The 15,173-nt window shown below is 71.0% G+C and carries 16 protein-coding genes and 2 pseudogenes; 7 read left to right on the top strand and 11 right to left on the bottom strand.

The window, feature by feature from the left end; genetic code table 11:
- Nucleotides 1-116: 116 nt before the first annotated feature.
- The 3 genes and pseudogenes from ACZ5DS_RS23015 to ACZ5DS_RS23025 all read right to left on the bottom strand — a co-directional run.
- A pseudogene (locus tag ACZ5DS_RS23015) lies at nt 117-1,079 on the bottom strand (PP2C family protein-serine/threonine phosphatase); the annotation flags it as partial.
- A gap of 286 nt (nt 1,080-1,365) precedes the next feature.
- Complete coding sequence (locus ACZ5DS_RS23020) at nt 1,366-2,451, bottom strand: C40 family peptidase (protein ID WP_468241543.1); 1,086 nt, start codon at nt 2,449-2,451, stop codon at nt 1,366-1,368.
- Between the two features lie 229 nt (nt 2,452-2,680).
- Nucleotides 2,681-3,469, bottom strand: coding sequence for a class I SAM-dependent methyltransferase (locus tag ACZ5DS_RS23025; RefSeq protein WP_468241546.1), 789 nt, complete (start codon nt 3,467-3,469; stop codon nt 2,681-2,683).
- A 263-nt stretch (nt 3,470-3,732) separates the two neighbouring features.
- Between ACZ5DS_RS23025 and mshA the strand changes: the two genes are divergently transcribed.
- Nucleotides 3,733-5,070 (top strand): D-inositol-3-phosphate glycosyltransferase, encoded by a 1,338-nt coding sequence (gene mshA / locus ACZ5DS_RS23030; RefSeq protein ID WP_468241548.1) that lies wholly within the window; start codon nt 3,733-3,735, stop codon nt 5,068-5,070.
- A complete protein-coding gene (locus tag ACZ5DS_RS23035; protein WP_468241551.1) occupies nt 5,063-5,563 on the top strand; it encodes a type III secretion system chaperone family protein in 501 nt (166 codons plus the stop codon). Before mshA ends, ACZ5DS_RS23035 begins: the two co-directional genes overlap by 8 nt.
- A gap of 19 nt (nt 5,564-5,582) precedes the next feature.
- Here the strand turns inward: ACZ5DS_RS23035 and ACZ5DS_RS23040 are convergent, their stop codons facing one another.
- Both ACZ5DS_RS23040 and ACZ5DS_RS23045 read right to left on the bottom strand, forming a co-directional pair.
- Nucleotides 5,583-6,086, bottom strand: coding sequence for a hypothetical protein (locus tag ACZ5DS_RS23040; RefSeq protein ID WP_468241553.1), 504 nt, complete (start codon nt 6,084-6,086; stop codon nt 5,583-5,585).
- A gap of 178 nt (nt 6,087-6,264) precedes the next feature.
- The gene (locus tag ACZ5DS_RS23045; protein ID WP_468241556.1) at nt 6,265-7,065 is read right to left on the bottom strand and encodes a helix-turn-helix transcriptional regulator; all 801 of its coding nucleotides are present in this window, start codon (nt 7,063-7,065) and stop codon (nt 6,265-6,267) included.
- 49 nt (nt 7,066-7,114) lie between these two features.
- Here ACZ5DS_RS23045 and ACZ5DS_RS23050 point away from each other — a divergent pair, with 49 nt between their 5' ends.
- Entirely contained in the window at nt 7,115-7,540 is a 426-nt protein-coding gene (locus tag ACZ5DS_RS23050) for a DUF2000 family protein (RefSeq protein ID WP_468241559.1), read from the top strand.
- A 61-nt stretch (nt 7,541-7,601) separates the two neighbouring features.
- Here the strand turns inward: ACZ5DS_RS23050 and ACZ5DS_RS23055 are convergent, their stop codons facing one another.
- From ACZ5DS_RS23055 to ACZ5DS_RS23065, 3 genes are all read right to left on the bottom strand, one after another.
- Nucleotides 7,602-8,075, bottom strand: coding sequence for a carboxymuconolactone decarboxylase family protein (locus tag ACZ5DS_RS23055; RefSeq protein ID WP_468241561.1), 474 nt, complete (start codon nt 8,073-8,075; stop codon nt 7,602-7,604).
- A gap of 148 nt (nt 8,076-8,223) precedes the next feature.
- Complete coding sequence (locus ACZ5DS_RS23060; protein WP_468241563.1) at nt 8,224-8,892, bottom strand: DUF2637 domain-containing protein; 669 nt, start codon at nt 8,890-8,892, stop codon at nt 8,224-8,226.
- 266 nt (nt 8,893-9,158) lie between these two features.
- On the bottom strand, nt 9,159-10,415 hold the full coding sequence (locus ACZ5DS_RS23065) for an MDR family MFS transporter (protein WP_468241565.1): 1,257 nt from the start codon (nt 10,413-10,415) through the stop codon (nt 9,159-9,161).
- Between the two features lie 154 nt (nt 10,416-10,569).
- Between ACZ5DS_RS23065 and ACZ5DS_RS23070 the strand changes: the two genes are divergently transcribed.
- Nucleotides 10,570-11,331 (top strand): phosphoglyceromutase, encoded by a 762-nt coding sequence (locus ACZ5DS_RS23070; RefSeq protein WP_468241568.1) that lies wholly within the window; start codon nt 10,570-10,572, stop codon nt 11,329-11,331.
- Between the two features lie 68 nt (nt 11,332-11,399).
- Here the strand turns inward: ACZ5DS_RS23070 and ACZ5DS_RS23075 are convergent, their stop codons facing one another.
- The 3 genes from ACZ5DS_RS23075 to phoU form a co-directional block, all read right to left on the bottom strand.
- Nucleotides 11,400-11,651, bottom strand: a complete 252-nt coding sequence (locus tag ACZ5DS_RS23075; RefSeq protein ID WP_468241571.1) for an SCO4226 family nickel-binding protein — start codon at nt 11,649-11,651, stop codon at nt 11,400-11,402.
- 125 nt (nt 11,652-11,776) lie between these two features.
- A complete protein-coding gene (locus ACZ5DS_RS23080) occupies nt 11,777-11,932 on the bottom strand; it encodes a hypothetical protein (RefSeq protein WP_468241573.1) in 156 nt (51 codons plus the stop codon).
- A gap of 153 nt (nt 11,933-12,085) precedes the next feature.
- Complete coding sequence (gene phoU / locus ACZ5DS_RS23085; RefSeq protein WP_468241575.1) at nt 12,086-12,775, bottom strand: phosphate signaling complex protein PhoU; 690 nt, start codon at nt 12,773-12,775, stop codon at nt 12,086-12,088.
- Between the two features lie 231 nt (nt 12,776-13,006).
- On the opposite strand from phoU, the gene phoR reads away from it, so the two are divergent.
- From phoR to ACZ5DS_RS23100, 3 genes and pseudogenes are all read left to right on the top strand, one after another.
- The gene (phoR, locus tag ACZ5DS_RS23090) at nt 13,007-14,299 is read left to right on the top strand and encodes a two-component system sensor histidine kinase PhoR (protein ID WP_468241578.1); all 1,293 of its coding nucleotides are present in this window, start codon (nt 13,007-13,009) and stop codon (nt 14,297-14,299) included.
- Between the two features lie 5 nt (nt 14,300-14,304).
- On the top strand, nt 14,305-14,976 hold the full coding sequence (phoP, locus tag ACZ5DS_RS23095; RefSeq protein ID WP_018568744.1) for a two-component system response regulator PhoP: 672 nt from the start codon (nt 14,305-14,307) through the stop codon (nt 14,974-14,976).
- A 98-nt stretch (nt 14,977-15,074) separates the two neighbouring features.
- Nucleotides 15,075-15,173 (top strand): annotated as a pseudogene (locus tag ACZ5DS_RS23100) (winged helix-turn-helix domain-containing protein); the annotation flags it as partial.

Here is a 15,173-nt window from a genome sequence, read left to right on the forward strand (position 1 = left end):
TTTTTTTTTTTTCTTTTTTTTTTTTTTTTTTTTTTTTTTTTTTTTTTTTTTTTTTTTTTTTTTTTTTTTCCCCCCCCCCCCCCCCCCCCCCCCCCCCCCCCCCCCCCCCCCCCCACCAGCGGGGACGGGTGGCCGGCCAGGCACAGGCCCGCGCGGCGGCCGTCCGGCGCGATGTCCACCGTGCACAGCGTCGCGAAGATCTCCTCGTCGGCGCGCTCGTGCTCCAGCACCTCCTGGAGCGTGCCCAGCAGCTCGTCCCCGCACAGCCCGGCCAGCGTCAGCGCCCGCCAGGCGATGCGCAGCTCCACGCCGAGCGCGGCCTCGTCGGGGCCGTGGCCGCAGACGTCGCCGATCATGGCGTGCACGGTGCCGTCGGGGGTGCGCACGGCGTCGTAGAAGTCGCCGCCGAGCAGGGCCCGGGAGCGGCCGGGGCGGTAGCGGGCGGCGAAGCGCAGCGAGGAGCCCTCCAGCAGGGGCGTGGGCAGCAGCCCGCGCTCCAGCCGGCGGTTCTCCTGGGCGCGCAGCCTGCCCTCCGCGAGGCGCCGCTCGGCGGTGTCGGAGCGTTTCCGCTCCACCGCGTAGCGGATGGCGCGGCTGAGCAGACGGCCATCCAGTTCGTCCCGGAACAGGTAGTCCTGGGCGCCCACGCGCACGGCCTCGGCGCCGCGCTCGGCGTCGCCGGAGGCGGTCAGCGCGAGCACGGCGTGCCGGGGCGCGAGCTGCAGCACATGCCGGAGCACGGCCAGCTCGTCGTCCTCCGCGGTGCCGCCCGGCGCCGGGAGCGCGAGGTCCAGCAGGATGCAGTGCACGTCGTCGGTGAGCAGCCGCTCGGCCTCGGTGAGGTTGCGGGCGGTGCGGACGCGGACCGGCTTGCCGGAGGAGTCCAGCAGGTCGGGCACGATCGGCGAACCGGCCGGATCGTCCTCGATCAGCAGCAGGGTGAGAGTGGTGCCGCCTGCAGTGCTTGCCGTGGCGCCCCGGTGAGCCTCTTCCTTGAGGGGGCCGCCAAGAGGGGCGGCCTGCGCCTGACCACTCTCCACGGCCGGGATCGCTCTCTGCCGCGGTACGGGTACGGGCATCGTCTTGAGTTCCTTCCCTCCCCCCGAGGGCAGGCGGGGCGAGGGACCTCGACCCACCGGTGGGTGACCATAGCGGTACCGCCCGGCCGGATGGAATGGTGTGAGCCGCGTCGCTCCTGCGCAGGCCGCTGTCATATGCCGCGTTCCGTACCGCAGTTGGACAGGCTGCCCCGGAAACCGGGATGACGAAGCTCACGTACCGCCCGGGTTTGGGCGGCGGTTGGGCGTGCGGTGGGTCACACGGCGGGCGGACTCCCGGGACGTGCGGGCCGTCACATGACGTGGCTCACGCGTCCGGTCGTACGACCCCCAGGATCGGCATCGAGCCCGCACCCGCGACCGTCACCGTCCGCCCCGGACGCGGGGCGTGGATGATCGCGCCGTCGCCGACGTACATCGCGACATGGCTGGCGTCGTCGAAGTAGATGATGAGGTCGCCGGGCCGCATGTCCTTGACGTCCACGTGCTTGAGCTGCTTCCACTGCTCCTGCGAGGTGCGCGGGATGGGGTGGCCGGCGTTCGCCCAGGCCTGGGAGGTCAGGCCCGAGCAGTCGTAGGACTTGGGGCCCTCGGCGCCCCACACGTACGGCTTGCCCAGCTGGGCGGTGGCGAACTCGACGGCCTTCTTGCCCTGCGTGGAGGCCTTGCCGTTGATCTCGTGGAGGATGCCGGTGTCCAGCCACTTGGTCTGCGCCTGGTAGGCGGCATCCTGCTCCAGCTGGGCGAGCCGCTCCTTCTCCTTCTTCTCCAGCCGGGACTCGAGCTTCTCGGCCTCGGCGATCTGCTGCTCGATCTTCTTCTTGGCGGCCGCCTTGGCCTTGCGGCCCGCCTCGAGCTTCTGCCACTGCGCGGAGGCGTCCTCGGCGTAGCTCTGCAAGTCCTGCTGGGTGCGGGTCATTTCGGCGATCAGCTTGGTGGTCGCCCGCTGGCCGTTGAGCACCGTGCCGGCCCCGTCGATGAACTGCTGCGGGTCGTCGCTGAGCAGGAACTCGGCCGTGGGCGGCAGTCCGCCCGTGCGGTACTGGGCCGCTGCCGCCGCGCCCGCCTGGCCCTTGAGCTTCTCCAGCCGCTGCCGGCCCTCGACGATCTTCTTCGCCAGCTCGACGATCCGGGCGGACTGCTCCTTCGTCCGCTCCTCGGCCGCGTTGTAGGCGTCGGTGGCCACTTCCGCGGCGTGGTACAGCCGCGCCAGCTTGTCCCGGACCTGCTGAAGGTCCTTGCCGGCCGGGGGAGTCGGCGACGCACCCGGCGTCGCGCTCGCACTCGGCGTGGGCGTCGGGGCGGCGAACGCCGTGCCGGGCACCGCCAGCACGGTCACCGCGCAGACCACGGTCACGGCGGCCGCGAGCAGACCGCGCTTGCCCGTACCCATACACGCCCCCAAAGCTGATTTACCGTCAGTAACTTACGGTCGCCCAGGGATCGTGCCACGTCTGCGCGCAAAGCGACAGAGGTCATGGGAAGTCGGATTTTCGACCCCGCCCGTCCCCGGCCCCCGTCCTCTTCGCGCATTTCCCCCGGACACCGCCGCCTATGGCGATCTCCCGCCGATGTGACGAACGAAACGCGCAGACCGTTCCAGGGCGGACGGGCCGGGTCGCTCAGCGGGTGCGCGGCGCCAACGCCCCCCACGCCACGGTCACTTCCCCCTGCCGCCAGCGTGCGGGCGAGTCCGTCACCGGCCAGTCGGCCGTCAGGTCCCGGACCGTGCGGATCCAGCGCTGGCGGGCGCCGTAGGAGGCGTAGGGCGCGGCGGCCGCCCAGGCGCGGTCGAAGTCGCGCAGGAAGGCGTGCACCGGCTCGCCTGGGACATTGCGGTGGATCAGCGCCTTCGGCAGCCGCTCGGCGAGGTCCGAGGGGCGCTCCAGCGAGCCCAGCCGGGTCGCGAAGGTCACCGTCCGCGGCCCCTCCGGGCCGAGCGCCACCCACACGTGCCGCCGCCCGATCTCGTCGCACGTCCCCTCGACCAGCAGCCCGCCCCGCGAGCCGCCGCCCGCCGGGGCGAGCCGCGCGCACAGCCGCTCCCACACGGCGGCGACCTGGTCCTCGTCGTACTGGCGCAGCACGTTCGCGGCCCGGACGAGCGCCGGGCGCCCGGGGACGGGGATCTCGAAGCCGCCGTGCCGGAAGGCCAGGCCCTCCCGCTCGTACGGCTTCGCCGCCGCGACCCGCTCGGGCTCGATCTCGACGCCGACCACGCGCGCGCGGGGCGCGGCGGCCCGCAGCCGGCCGAGCAGCTCGACGGCGGTCCAGGGCGCTGCCCCGTACCCGAGGTCGACCGCCACCGGATCCGGGGCGCGGCGCAGCTCGGCGCCGTGCACGGCCGCGATCCAGCGGTCCATGCGGCGCAGCCGGTTGGGGTTGGTCGTCCCGCGCGTCACCGTTCCCACGATGGGGGTCCCCCCGCTCGAGCGAAGCCGAGAGTGGGGGAGGGTCGTCGCGCGGGCTGTCATACCTATGAGGGTATGCGGAGGCCGCGGACGCGGTGTCCGGCGTACCACGCAGCGGAACCTCGAACGGTTGAGCGATCAAAGGTCATGATTGAGTAAAGCTGCTTGATCGGGAAATGGCGGGCACCCGCCGACTGTTGCACCCCTTCGGAGGGCGCGGTCGGCCCTCCGGCAGGCATGCCCGCAGCAAGGAGGAACGCCACGTGAGCCAGTACGTCAGCAGGCTCGGGCGTCGCTCTCCGGCGGCCCCCTCGCGGCTCAGGCTGCACCGCAGGCCCCGCCGCGTCGCCATGCTCTCCGTGCACACCTCACCGCTCCACCAGCCCGGCACCGGCGACGCCGGCGGCATGAACGTCTACATCGTGGAGCTGGCCCAGCGCCTGGCCGCGATCAACATCGAGGTCGAGATCTTCACCCGGGCGACCGCCGGCGGCCTCGCGCCCACCGTGCAGCTCGCCCCCGGCGTCCTCGTCCGGCACGTCGACGCGGGCCCCTACGAGGGCCTCGCCAAGGAGGACCTGCCCGCCCAGCTGTGCGCCTTCACGCACGGCGTGATGCAGGCCTGGGCCGGCCACCGCCCCGGTTACTACGACCTCGTCCACTCCCACTACTGGCTCTCCGGCCACGTCGGCTGGCTCGCCGCCCAGCGCTGGGGCGTCCCGCTGGTGCACGCCATGCACACCATGGCCAAGGTCAAGAACGCCAACCTGGCCGACGGCGACACCCCCGAGCCCGCCGCCCGGGTCATCGGCGAGACCCAGATCGTCGCCGCCGCCGACCGGCTGATCGCCAACACCGCCGAGGAGTCCGACGAGCTGGTGCGGCACTACGCCGCCGACCCGGCGAAGGTCGCCGTCGTGCACCCCGGGGTCAACCTCGACCGCTTCCGCCCCGCCGACGGCCGCGCCGCCGCCCGCGCCCGCCTCGGCCTGCCCCAGGACGCCCTCGTCCCGCTCTTCGCCGGCCGCATACAGCCCCTGAAGGCTCCCGACGTCCTGCTCCGGGCGGTGGCCGCGCTGCTGGACGAGCACCCCGAGCTGCGCTCCCGGACCGTCGTCCCCGTCGTCGGCGGCCCGAGCGGCAGCGGTCTCGCGCGGCCCGAGGGCCTGCAGAAGCTCGCCGCCCGGCTCGGCATCGCCGACGTCGTACGGTTCCACCCGCCGGTCGGCCAGGAGCAGCTGGCGGACTGGTTCCGGGCCGCCTCCGTCCTCGTCATGCCGTCCTACAGCGAGTCCTTCGGCCTGGTCGCGATCGAGGCGCAGGCGGCCGGCACGCCGGTGCTCGCGGCCGCGGTCGGCGGCCTCCCGGTGGCCGTGCGCGACGGAGCCACCGGTTTCCTCGTCCAGGGCCACGACCCGGCCGACTACGCGCGTGTGCTGCGCCGGTTCGTCGACGAGCCGTCCCTGCCGGCGCGCATGGGCGCGGCGGCCGCCCGGCACGCGCAGTCCTTCGGCTGGGACACCTCGGCGGCCGCCACCGCCGACGTGTACACAGCGGCGACCCAGTCCCACCGCCGTCGCGTACGCTCCCAGCATGGGTGATGTGGAGAAGGCTGCGCAGGTCATCGAGGGTGTCCTGAAGGACGCCGAACTGGAGTGGGAGAGCCCGGAGCCCGGCAACTTCGTCGTCAGGCTCCCCGGCACCCGCAAGCTCTCCACCACGGTCTCCCTGCTCGTGGGCCGCCACACCCTCTCCGTCAACGCCTTCGTCGTCCGCCACCCCGACGAGAACGAGGCGGGCGTCCACCGCTGGCTGCTGGAGCGCAACCTCAAGCTGTACGGCGTCAGTTACGCCGTCGACCGGCTCGGCGACGTCTACGTCACCGCCCGCCTGCCGCTGGCCGCCGTCACCCCCGAGGAGATCGACCGCCTCCTCGGCCAGGTCCTGGAGGCGGCTGACGGCGCCTTCAACACCCTTCTGGAGCTGGGCTTCGCCTCCGCGATCCGCAGGGAGTACGCGTGGCGGGTGTCCCGGGGCGAGTCGACGCGGAACCTGGACGCGTTCGCCCATCTGACGCGGCGCCCGGCCGACTGACCCCGGGACGAGGGGACGCTCAGGACGGGTCCGGCTGGGGCTTTCCGCTGCGGCCGCTGTGGTCGAGTTCGTCGGCGAAGGCCCGCAGGGCGTCGGCCAGTTCCTTCTTGGTCGGCAGCTGGTCGACCTTCTTGTCGAGTTCCGTGATGCGCCGGTTGAGCTCGTTCAGGTCGGCCGGTGGAGAGGGCTCGCCCGAGGGGTCGGGACCGGGGATCGGCGGGTCGTCGGGAGAGGTGGAGGTCGGGCTCGGATCGCCGCCGCCGGTGGTGCCGCCTGAGCCGCCGACGGTGCCGCCGCCGGACGTGCCCCCGGAGTCCGTGCCCGGCGGGAGGGTGCTCGTGGCGCTCGGCCCGGGACTCGGGTCGTCGCCCGAGGTCGCCGCCAGAGCGACGCCGACGCTGAGGGCGACCAGGGCCACGGCACCGACGACGGCGGTCGTAAGACGCCTGACCGGCAGGGAGCGGGTCTTGATGGATGGATCGCGAGGAGTCTGTGGTTCCTGTGCTTTCTGTATGTCATCCATGGCGGGACGTTAACCGGTGATGATCACCGGACGGAGGACTTCCGCCGATCCGGCCTCTTCCCCGCCGAGGGGCTGTGACGGCATGCTCACCGCCAACGCATTCCTGAACATCGTTCATATCCATACGGACGCAACGTCTGGTCGCGCGCGCCGTACGCCCGCGCAATCTGTACGAGGCTCAGCGCGAGCTGAGCCGGTAGCGCCCCGGGGTGACACCCACCAGCTTCTTGAAGTGCCGGGTGAGATGGGCCTGGTCGCAGAACCCGGTCGCCACGGCCACCTCGCCCGGCGCCAGCCCGTCCAGCAGCAGCCGACGGGCCTGCCCGACCCGGCGGGACGTCAGGTACTGGTGCGGTGCGATGCCGTAGGCGCTGCTGAACGCCCGTACGAGGTGGGCGGGATGGGCGTGCAGCACCCCAGCGGCGTCGGCGAGCGTGAGCTTGTCGGTGACGTGCGTGTCGAGAAGCTCGCGCAGCGAACGCGCGAGAACCGGGTCGGGGCGGCCGGCGCCGCTCTCCCGGCGCCGCAGGTGGTCCCGCAGCCGCTCCCCGACGAGGGCCAGCCGGCTCTCCGCCTCCAGTTCGTCGCCGGGCCGCCCGAGCGCTCCGTGCACCTGCCCGACCCGCAGCCGCAGCACCGGATCCCTGAGGTCGGGCCCGTCGACGGCCGGGCCGATCAGGTCGTCCCCGAGGACGCTGCCGTCGAGGTAGAGCACGCGTTTGCGGAAGCCGTGCGGGGTGGCTGCGGAGCCGTTGTGCGGCACGTGCGGCGGCAGCAGCGAGACCGTGTCGTACGGGGTCCCGTGTTCATGCCGGTCGAGGTCGTACCGTACGGCCCCTTCGTCCACGATGAGCAGCGTCCAGGCGTCGTGGACGTGCATCGGATAGGCGTACTCGGTGAAGTGGGCGTGGAAGACCTCCACGACACCCGGGATGCGCGGGCGCCAGGCAGAGACGTCGGGCTGAGCTGCGGCGGCCACGTTAAAAACGTACAAGACGACGTCGTACGACGGTCGGCAGTCTCACCTCATGAACACCGAGCCGACTCGTTTCGACACCAAGATCGCCATCCTGCTCCGCGAGGACCTGGAGACCTGGCAGCGCCTGAACGTCACCGCGTTCCTGGTCAGCGGCCTGGGCAGCCGGATCCCCGAGGTGATCGGCGAGCCGTACGAGGACGCGGACGGGGTGGGCTACCTGCCGATGTTCCGCCAGCCGGTGCTGGTCTTCGAGGGCACGAAGGAGACCCTGAAGGCGGCCCACGCCCGTGCCCTGTCCCGCGCCCTGCCGCGTGCCGTGTTCACCGCCGACCTGTTCACCACGGGCAACGACCGCGACAACAGGGCGGCGGTGGGAGCCGTGGCGACGGCGGAGCTGGACCTGGTGGGCCTGGCGGTGTACGGGCCGCGGAACGGGGTGGACAAGGTGCTGAAGGGGGCGCGGATGCATCCGTGAGGCACGGACGCATCCGCGTGTGACGCCGCCGGTCGTCGCCCCCTGCGCGGGCGGTCGTTGATCAGCCGAACATCCCGGGCTCGTAGTCGCCGGCGGGCTGCTGGACGATGACGTTCAGGCGGTTGTACGCGTTGATGAGGGCGATCAGCGACACCAGGGCGGCGAGCTGGTCCTCGTCGTAGTGCTTGGCGGCATTCGCCCAGGCCTCGTCCGAGACACCGCCCGCCGCGTCGGCGATGCGGGTGCCCTGCTCCGTCAGCTCCAGGGCGGCGCGCTCGGCGTCGGTGAAGACCTTGGCCTCGCGCCAGGCCGCGACCAGGTGGAGGCGCTGCGCGGTCTCCCCGGCGTGGGCGGCGTCCTTGGTGTGCATGTCGGTGCAGAAGCCGCAGCCGTTGATCTGGCTGGCGCGGATCTTCACCAGCTCCTGCGTGGCGGCCGGCAGCGTCGAGTCGGTGACCGCCTTGCCCGCCGAGTTGATGTACCGCATGAACTTGCCGGCGACCGGGTTGGCGAAGAGGTTCAGGCGAGCGTCCATCGTGTGCTCCTGTGTGGTTGCTGTTGGCTACACCTGCTTGACGGGAGAGCCCGGCGCGATGTGACAGCCCTGAATGTGACCTGCGTCACGCCATGAAGCCCCCTGTCCTCGGAGGGCCGAGGGCAGGGGGCTCCGTGCTCCGCGAGGTCTAGGCTCGCGCGCCCTTCCACGACTTGGAATGCGGCCGGTTGGCGGTCGTGGCGTGCCGGGGCCGGTTCTTGCTCGAGATCTGGCCGACGAGTTCCCAGAAGCACACCAGGGCGGTCACCGGCGGAATCCCGAAGATCACTAACGAGAGCAGCGCATGTGAGGAGTGGCTGACGCACAGCGCCACGGCCATCGCGGAGGCGGCCACCACGACACACCAGGACCGCCGCGCGCTCCGGCGCTGGACGGTGGCGCGCACGACGGAAAGGGCTGCGACCAGCCACGGCCCGTACACCGTCAGCGGCCAGTAGCGCGCCAAAGTCCTGGGCAGCATCGCCGCGGCAACCCCACACAATTGGTGATACGAATAGCAGAGGGACCAACCCAGCATGCACATCGCGCACAGCGAGACTGCCGCGATCAGGAAGGTGACGTGGGTGACGCGTCGGCCGCCGTCGAGGAGATGGGATTCCTGACGGAGCCGTCGACGGTTGCTCCTGCGGCGGGGCCGTGTGTCCGGCGGGGCGGGAGCGGGGTTCTCGGCGGCCGTCGCGGACAGCATCTGGGCCAGCTCTTCGACCGGGTCCCATTCGGCCGGTGCGATGTCCGGCTCCGGCTCGCTCCAGACGTGGCCGCCGTAGAGGCCGACGTCGTCGTAAGTCCTGTCCATCACGCTCCGTACAGATCCGCCAGCGCCCGCCTATATTCATTTTCCATGCTATTGATCTTCTTCAGAAAATCATCGAGCAGGTCCCAGCATGACTTGAGGGATTCATCGTCCAATTGGGTCACGAATCACCTAACGACGATGGCCGGAGCCGGGGTTGTGCGGCGTTCGGGGGAACGGGGAGCGCGCGGAGCGTTTTTCGAGCGCCTGCGAACAGATAGTAGAAAGAATGGGAATATGCAGGCAATTTCATTGCGCGAATACTGAAATCAAATGGTCGGCGTCGACGGGGCGGCGCGCGTGGCGCCCCGCTGCTCGGCCGCCGGCCGCTCGGCCGGCAGGCGGCGCATGAGGATGCCGTAGCCGACTCCGGCCGCGGTTCCGACGGCCGCGCACATCCCCCACAGCCACTCGGCCCCGAACCGGTCGATGACCGCGCCGGACATCAGCGGGGCGACCAGGGCGGCGACGGACCACGACAGCGTGTACACGCCCTGGTAGCGCCCGCGTCCGTGCACGGGCGAGAGCCGGACGACGAGCCCGGTCTGGGTCGGGGCGTTGACGATCTCGGCGAGGGTCCACACGCACACCGTGAGCGCGAAGACGCCGACCGACCCGGCGAAGGCGGTGAGCCCGAAGCCGTAGCCGGCGAGCAGTGAGGAGGCGACCAGCAGCGTGCGCGGATCCCGGTGCTCGATGAAACGCGTGACCGGTATCTGCAGGGCGACGATCAGGACGCCGTTGACGGCGATGGCCAGGCCGTAGTCGGCGGGCGTGAACCCGGCCCTGCCCATGGCCACCGGCAGCCCGACCGCGCCCTGCTGGAAGACGAGGGCGACGAGGAAGGACAGCCCGACGACGGCCATGTAGCGCCCGTCGCGCAGCACGGTCCCGAGGCTGACCTCGTCCTCCGCCTGCCTGGCCGTGGCCGCGGGCCGTGACTCGGGCACCTTCAGGAAGACGACGACCGCACACGCCAAGGTCATCCCGGCCTCGAGGAGGAACCCGGCGAGATAGCTGAACTCGGCGATGAATCCGGCGGCCGCGGAGGAGACGGCGTAGCCGAGGTTGATGGCCCAGTAGTTGAGCGAGAACGCCCGCATACGATCGTCCGGCCGCACGATGTCGGCCATCATCGCCTGCACGGCGGGCCGGGAGGCGTTGGAGGCCATGCCGACGAGGAAGGCGACGGCGGCGATGGCGGCCGGGTCGCGCATGAACCCGAGCAGTGCGACGGAGGCGGCCGTGGCCGACTGGGCGATGAGGAGGGTCGGCCGCCTGCCGATCCGGTCGGCCATCACCCCGCCGCCCACCGAGGAGACGACTCCGCCCAGCCCGTACAGCGAGGCGACGAGACCGGCGTACGAGGCCGAATAGCCCCGGTCGAGGGTGAGGTAGAGCGCCATGAAGGTGGCGACGAAGCTGCCGAGCCGGTTGACGAGGGTGCTGGTCCACAGCCACCAGAACGCGCGGGGGAGCCCGGAGACGGACTCCTGGGCGGCTCGTCTCAGACTGGCGACGGACATGGCAGGACCCCCGTGGTGCTGTAAGTGGCTTGACAAGCAAACGCAACTTACAAGGGCAGGGTTGACGGGGGCCACTCAATTAACAGATGCCGTCAACTGTCCGGCTGCTGGGCGCACGCCCAGGGGGCCGAATGCGTGGATTACGCTCTGAGGCATGGCCGACGCACCGTACAAGCTGATCCTCCTCCGCCACGGCGAGAGCGAGTGGAACGCGAAGAACCTGTTCACCGGCTGGGTGGACGTCAACCTGAACGAGAAGGGCGAGAAGGAGGCAGTCCGCGGTGGCGAGCTCCTGAAGGACGCCGACCTCCTCCCCGACGTGGTCCACACGTCCCTCCAGAAGCGCGCGATCCGCACGGCGCAGCTGGCCCTGGAGGCCGCGGACCGCCACTGGATCCCCGTCCACCGCAGCTGGCGCCTGAACGAGCGCCACTACGGCGCCCTGCAGGGCAAGGACAAGGCGGCGACGCTGGCCGAGTTCGGCGAGGAGCAGTTCATGCTCTGGCGCCGCTCGTACGACACGCCGCCCCCGCCGCTGTCGGACGACTCGGAATTCTCCCAGGCGAACGACCCGCGCTACGCGACCATCCCCCCGGAGCTGCGCCCCCGCACGGAGTGCCTCAAGGACGTCGTCGTCCGCATGCTCCCGTACTGGTACGACGGCATCGTCCCCGACCTGCTGGCCGGCCGCACGGTCCTGATCGCGGCCCACGGCAACAGCCTCCGCGCCCTGGTCAAGCACCTGGACGGCATCTCCGACGCCGACATCGCGGGCCTGAACATCCCGACGGGCATCCCGCTGTCCTACGAACTCGACGCCGACTTCAAGCCGCTCACCCCGGGCGGCAGGTACCTCGACCCGGAGGCGGCCGCGGCGGCGATCGAGGCCGTCAAGAACCAGGGCAAGAAGAAGTAAGCCCCACACCAATAAGCCCCCGACCTGCGGTTTCTCGGCAGGGCGGGGGCTTCTTGGCATCAGCCGGTCTAGGAGATCTGCAGCGGTACGGGGTGCACCTCGTCCGTGGGGTGGCCGGAGCGCTCGTGGATGCGCCGGACGGCCGCGGCCGAGGGTGCCTCGGAGAGGCAGTAGACCTCGCCGGACTCGGGATCGGCCCAGGCCTGCTCGAAGTGCACGCTCTCGTCCTTCTCTATGGCGACGTTGGCCTGAACCGCCTCCCGCAGCTGCTCCGCCGTGATGCCCTTCATACCGTGGTGGACGTCCATGAACTTGGCCATGGCCCTGCCTCCTTACGGGGTCCGTGGCTCCATGCTGCGCCCGGCCTGCGGGGTACGGCACCTCGTAGCGCCGCACAGAGCGAGGGGCCCCGGATACCCCGGAGCCCCTCGCAGGTCGTACGTCGTCAGCCGCACTGGCACGGAGCGCCCGACTGGCAGCCGCAGCCGCAGCCGGAACCGCAGCCGCACGCGGCCACGAGGGGCAGGCTCCTCATCTCGGCGGGCTGCTCGGTCTCGCGGTCCTGGGTGGGGTCGGGCGTGGTGCTGGGGGATTCGGCCATGGGTCCCTCCTCGACACTGGGGCCTGGTGCCCTCGCCCATTGCATGCCCGTTTCCCTGGGCGCATCAACGGCGCACAGAGGCGCCCGCGCGCCCCGCCCGGAGGCCTTCGAGCCCCCGAGCCGAGGCGGGCGTCGGGCTGGAGCCGGGTGGCGTCAGGCTCCCTCGACCCCGGTGACGGGCTGGATGTCGGGCTGCAGCTCGTCCGCGTGCTCACCCGTGACCAGGTACACGACACGCTTGGCGACGGCCACCGCGTGGTCGGCGTACCGCTCGTAGTAGCGGCCGAGGAGCGTCACGTCGACGGCCGTCTCGATGCCGTGCTTCCAGCGATCGTCGATCAGGTGCTGGAAGAGGGTGCGGTGCAGGAGGTCCATCTCGTCGTCGTCCTGCTCCAGCTGGAGGGCCAGGTCGACGTCCTTCGTGATGATCACCTCGGCGGCCTTCGCCATCAGGCGCTGCGCGAGCTGGCCCATCTCCAGGATCGTGGCGTGCAGATCCTGCGGGACGCCGCGCGCCGGGAAGCGCAGCCGGGCCAGCTTCGCCACGTGCTGGGCGAGGTCGCCGGAGCGCTCCAGGTCGGCGGACATGCGCAGGGACGTGACGACGATACGGAGGTCCGTCGCCACCGGCTGCTGGCGCGCGAGCAGGGCTATCGCCCGCGCCTCCAGGTCGTGCTGGAGCTCGTCGACCTTCTGGTCGGCCTCGATCACGCTCTCGGCGAGCTTCAGGTCGGCGTCGAGGATGGCCGTCGTGGCGCGCCCGATCGCCGACCCGACCAGCCGGGCCATCTCCACCAGGCTGTCGCCGATCGAGTCAAGTTCCTCGTGGTACGCGTCCCTCATCAGGGTTCCCTCTCGTACGTGTGCTTGGGGGTTTCGGGGGCTGTGACACCACGCGCCCGTGGCGAAACCAGCGGTGCGAACCCCACGCTCCCACGGTCTGCCTCGTACGCGTCCGTTTCTGCCACCCCAAATGAACCACTACTGGCTCCAAGGTGAACTCTGGGCGACGAGTGTTCGAGGTGACACCTGGACGGCTGTGGGTATGTCGTACCCCATGCCTAACCTGGAGGCATGGACGTGAACGCGGCGGTCGCCGCAGCGGCAGCGATCGCCGGGGTGCTCACCGGCGTCATCGCCATGCTGGCGTTCCGCTGGAGCGAACGCGACCAGAAGCGACCGACCAGGACTTCTTTGCATACCGATCCCGTACTCCCGCCCGGAGTGGACACCGTTCTGTCGGTCCTCCGCTCCTCGGCCGTCGTCCTCGACGAGGCCGACGCCGTCGTCAAAGCCAGTTCCGCCGCCTACGCCCTCGGGCTGGTGCGCGGCGGCAAGCTCGCCATCGAGCCCATGCTCCAGATGGCCCGGGACACCAGACGGGACGGCGAGATACGCCAGGTCGAGCTGGATCTGCCCCGGCGCGGCACCGGACGCGGCGAGGCCCTCGCCGTCTCCGCGCGCGTGGCCCCGCTCGGCTCCCGCCTGGTCCTGCTGCTGGTCGAGGACCTGACCGAGGCCCGCCGGATCGAAGCCGTGCGACGCGACTTCGTGGCCAATGTGAGCCACGAGCTGAAGACGCCCGTCGGCGCCCTCTCCCTGCTCTCCGAGGCCGTCATGGACGCCTCCGACGACCCCGAGGCCGTACAGCGCTTCGCGGGCCGGATGCAGATCGAGGCGACCCGGCTGACCAACCTGGTCCAGGAACTGATCGACCTCTCGCGGGTGCAGAACGACGACCCGCTGGAGGACGCCGAGCCCGTCCGGGTGGACGAGCTGGTCGCCGAGGCCATCGACCGCTGCCGCCACCAGGCCGGCACCAAGCAGATCACCATGGCCGCCGGCGGCACCGCCGACCTGCACGTCTGGGGCAACCGCGGCCAGCTCGCCGCAGCCCTCGGCAACCTGGTCGAGAACGCCGTGAACTACTCCCCGGCCCGCACCCGCGTCGGCATAGCCGCCCGCCGGATCAGTGTCTCCGGCGGCGACATGATCGAGCTCGCCGTCACGGACCAGGGCATCGGCATCTCCGACAAGGACAAGGAGCGCATCTTCGAGCGCTTCTACCGCGTCGACCCGGCCCGCTCCCGGGCCACCGGAGGCACCGGTCTGGGTCTCGCGATCGTCAAGCACGTGGTCGCCTCGCACGGCGGGGAGGTCACGGTCTGGAGCGCCGAAGGCCAGGGCTCCACCTTCACCCTGCGGCTGCCGGAGGCGGGCGTGGCCCGTGACCGCGCACAACAGCACCCGGATCTCGACGACGAGGCCGGTCACGCCGCAGACTCATCTTCCGGATCCCCCGATTCCGGCGTATCCCCCGACCCGACCGCGTACGAAACGCTTCCCGCCCCGGAGGTCCTTCCGTGACCCGAGTGCTCGTCGTCGAGGACGAGGAGTCCTTCTCCGACGCCCTGTCGTACATGCTCCGCAAGGAGGGTTTCGAGGTCGCCGTCGCGGCCACGGGCCCCGACGGACTCGACGAGTTCGAGCGCAACGGCGCCGACCTCGTCCTCCTCGACCTGATGCTGCCGGGTCTGCCCGGCACGGAGGTGTGCCGCCAGCTGCGTGGCCGCTCCAACGTCCCCGTGATCATGGTGACGGCCAAGGACAGCGAGATCGACAAGGTCGTCGGCCTCGAAATAGGAGCCGACGACTACGTCACCAAGCCGTTCTCCTCGCGCGAGCTGGTGGCCCGTATCCGGGCCGTCCTGCGCCGCCGCGGCGAGCCGGAGGAGGTCACCCCGGCCGCCCTGGAGGCGGGCCCGGTCCGCATGGACGTCGACCGTCACGTGGTGACGGTGTCCGGCTCGAAGGTCGACCTTCCGCTGAAGGAGTTCGACCTCCTGGAGATGCTCCTGCGCAACGCCGGCCGCGTCCTGACCCGCATGCAGCTCATCGACCGCGTCTGGGGCGCCGACTACGTGGGCGACACCAAGACCCTCGACGTCCACGTCAAGCGCCTGCGCGCCAAGATCGAGCCGGACCCGGGGGCGCCGCGCTACCTGGTGACGGTGCGGGGTCTGGGCTACAAGTTCGAGCCCTGATCGGAGCCGGCGTCGGTGACGGCTCCCTCCGGCCGGACGGAGTCCGGCGCAGCACTCCGAAGCTCGCGCAGCGGTGCGAGGGGTGCGTGGGGGAGGGGTCGCTCGACGTCCACGTCAAGCGCCTGCGCGCCAAGATCGAGCCGGACCCGGGGGCGCCGCGCTACCTGGTGACGGTGCGGGGTCTGGGCTACAAGTTC

This window comes from Streptomyces sp. NPDC031100 (assembly GCF_055570785.1).

Bases quoted from the DNA above. Each gene is read 5' to 3' on its own strand.
- ACZ5DS_RS23020 (WP_468241543.1), bottom strand. From the start codon at position 2,451: ATGGGTACGGGCAAGCGCGGTCTGCTCGCGGCCGCCGTGACCGTGGTC.
- ACZ5DS_RS23035 (WP_468241551.1), top strand. From the start codon at position 5,063: ATGGGTGATGTGGAGAAGGCTGCGCAGGTCATCGAGGGTGTCCTGAAG.
- ACZ5DS_RS23040 (WP_468241553.1), bottom strand. From the start codon at position 6,086: ATGGATGACATACAGAAAGCACAGGAACCACAGACTCCTCGCGATCCA.
- ACZ5DS_RS23050 (WP_468241559.1), top strand. From the start codon at position 7,115: ATGAACACCGAGCCGACTCGTTTCGACACCAAGATCGCCATCCTGCTC.
- ACZ5DS_RS23055 (WP_468241561.1), bottom strand. From the start codon at position 8,075: ATGGACGCTCGCCTGAACCTCTTCGCCAACCCGGTCGCCGGCAAGTTC.
- ACZ5DS_RS23060 (WP_468241563.1), bottom strand. From the start codon at position 8,892: ATGGACAGGACTTACGACGACGTCGGCCTCTACGGCGGCCACGTCTGG.
- ACZ5DS_RS23065 (WP_468241565.1), bottom strand. From the start codon at position 10,415: ATGTCCGTCGCCAGTCTGAGACGAGCCGCCCAGGAGTCCGTCTCCGGG.
- ACZ5DS_RS23070 (WP_468241568.1), top strand. From the start codon at position 10,570: ATGGCCGACGCACCGTACAAGCTGATCCTCCTCCGCCACGGCGAGAGC.
- ACZ5DS_RS23075 (WP_468241571.1), bottom strand. From the start codon at position 11,651: ATGGCCAAGTTCATGGACGTCCACCACGGTATGAAGGGCATCACGGCG.
- ACZ5DS_RS23080 (WP_468241573.1), bottom strand. From the start codon at position 11,932: ATGGCCGAATCCCCCAGCACCACGCCCGACCCCACCCAGGACCGCGAG.
- phoU (WP_468241575.1), bottom strand. From the start codon at position 12,775: ATGAGGGACGCGTACCACGAGGAACTTGACTCGATCGGCGACAGCCTG.
- phoR (WP_468241578.1), top strand. From the start codon at position 13,007: ATGGACGTGAACGCGGCGGTCGCCGCAGCGGCAGCGATCGCCGGGGTG.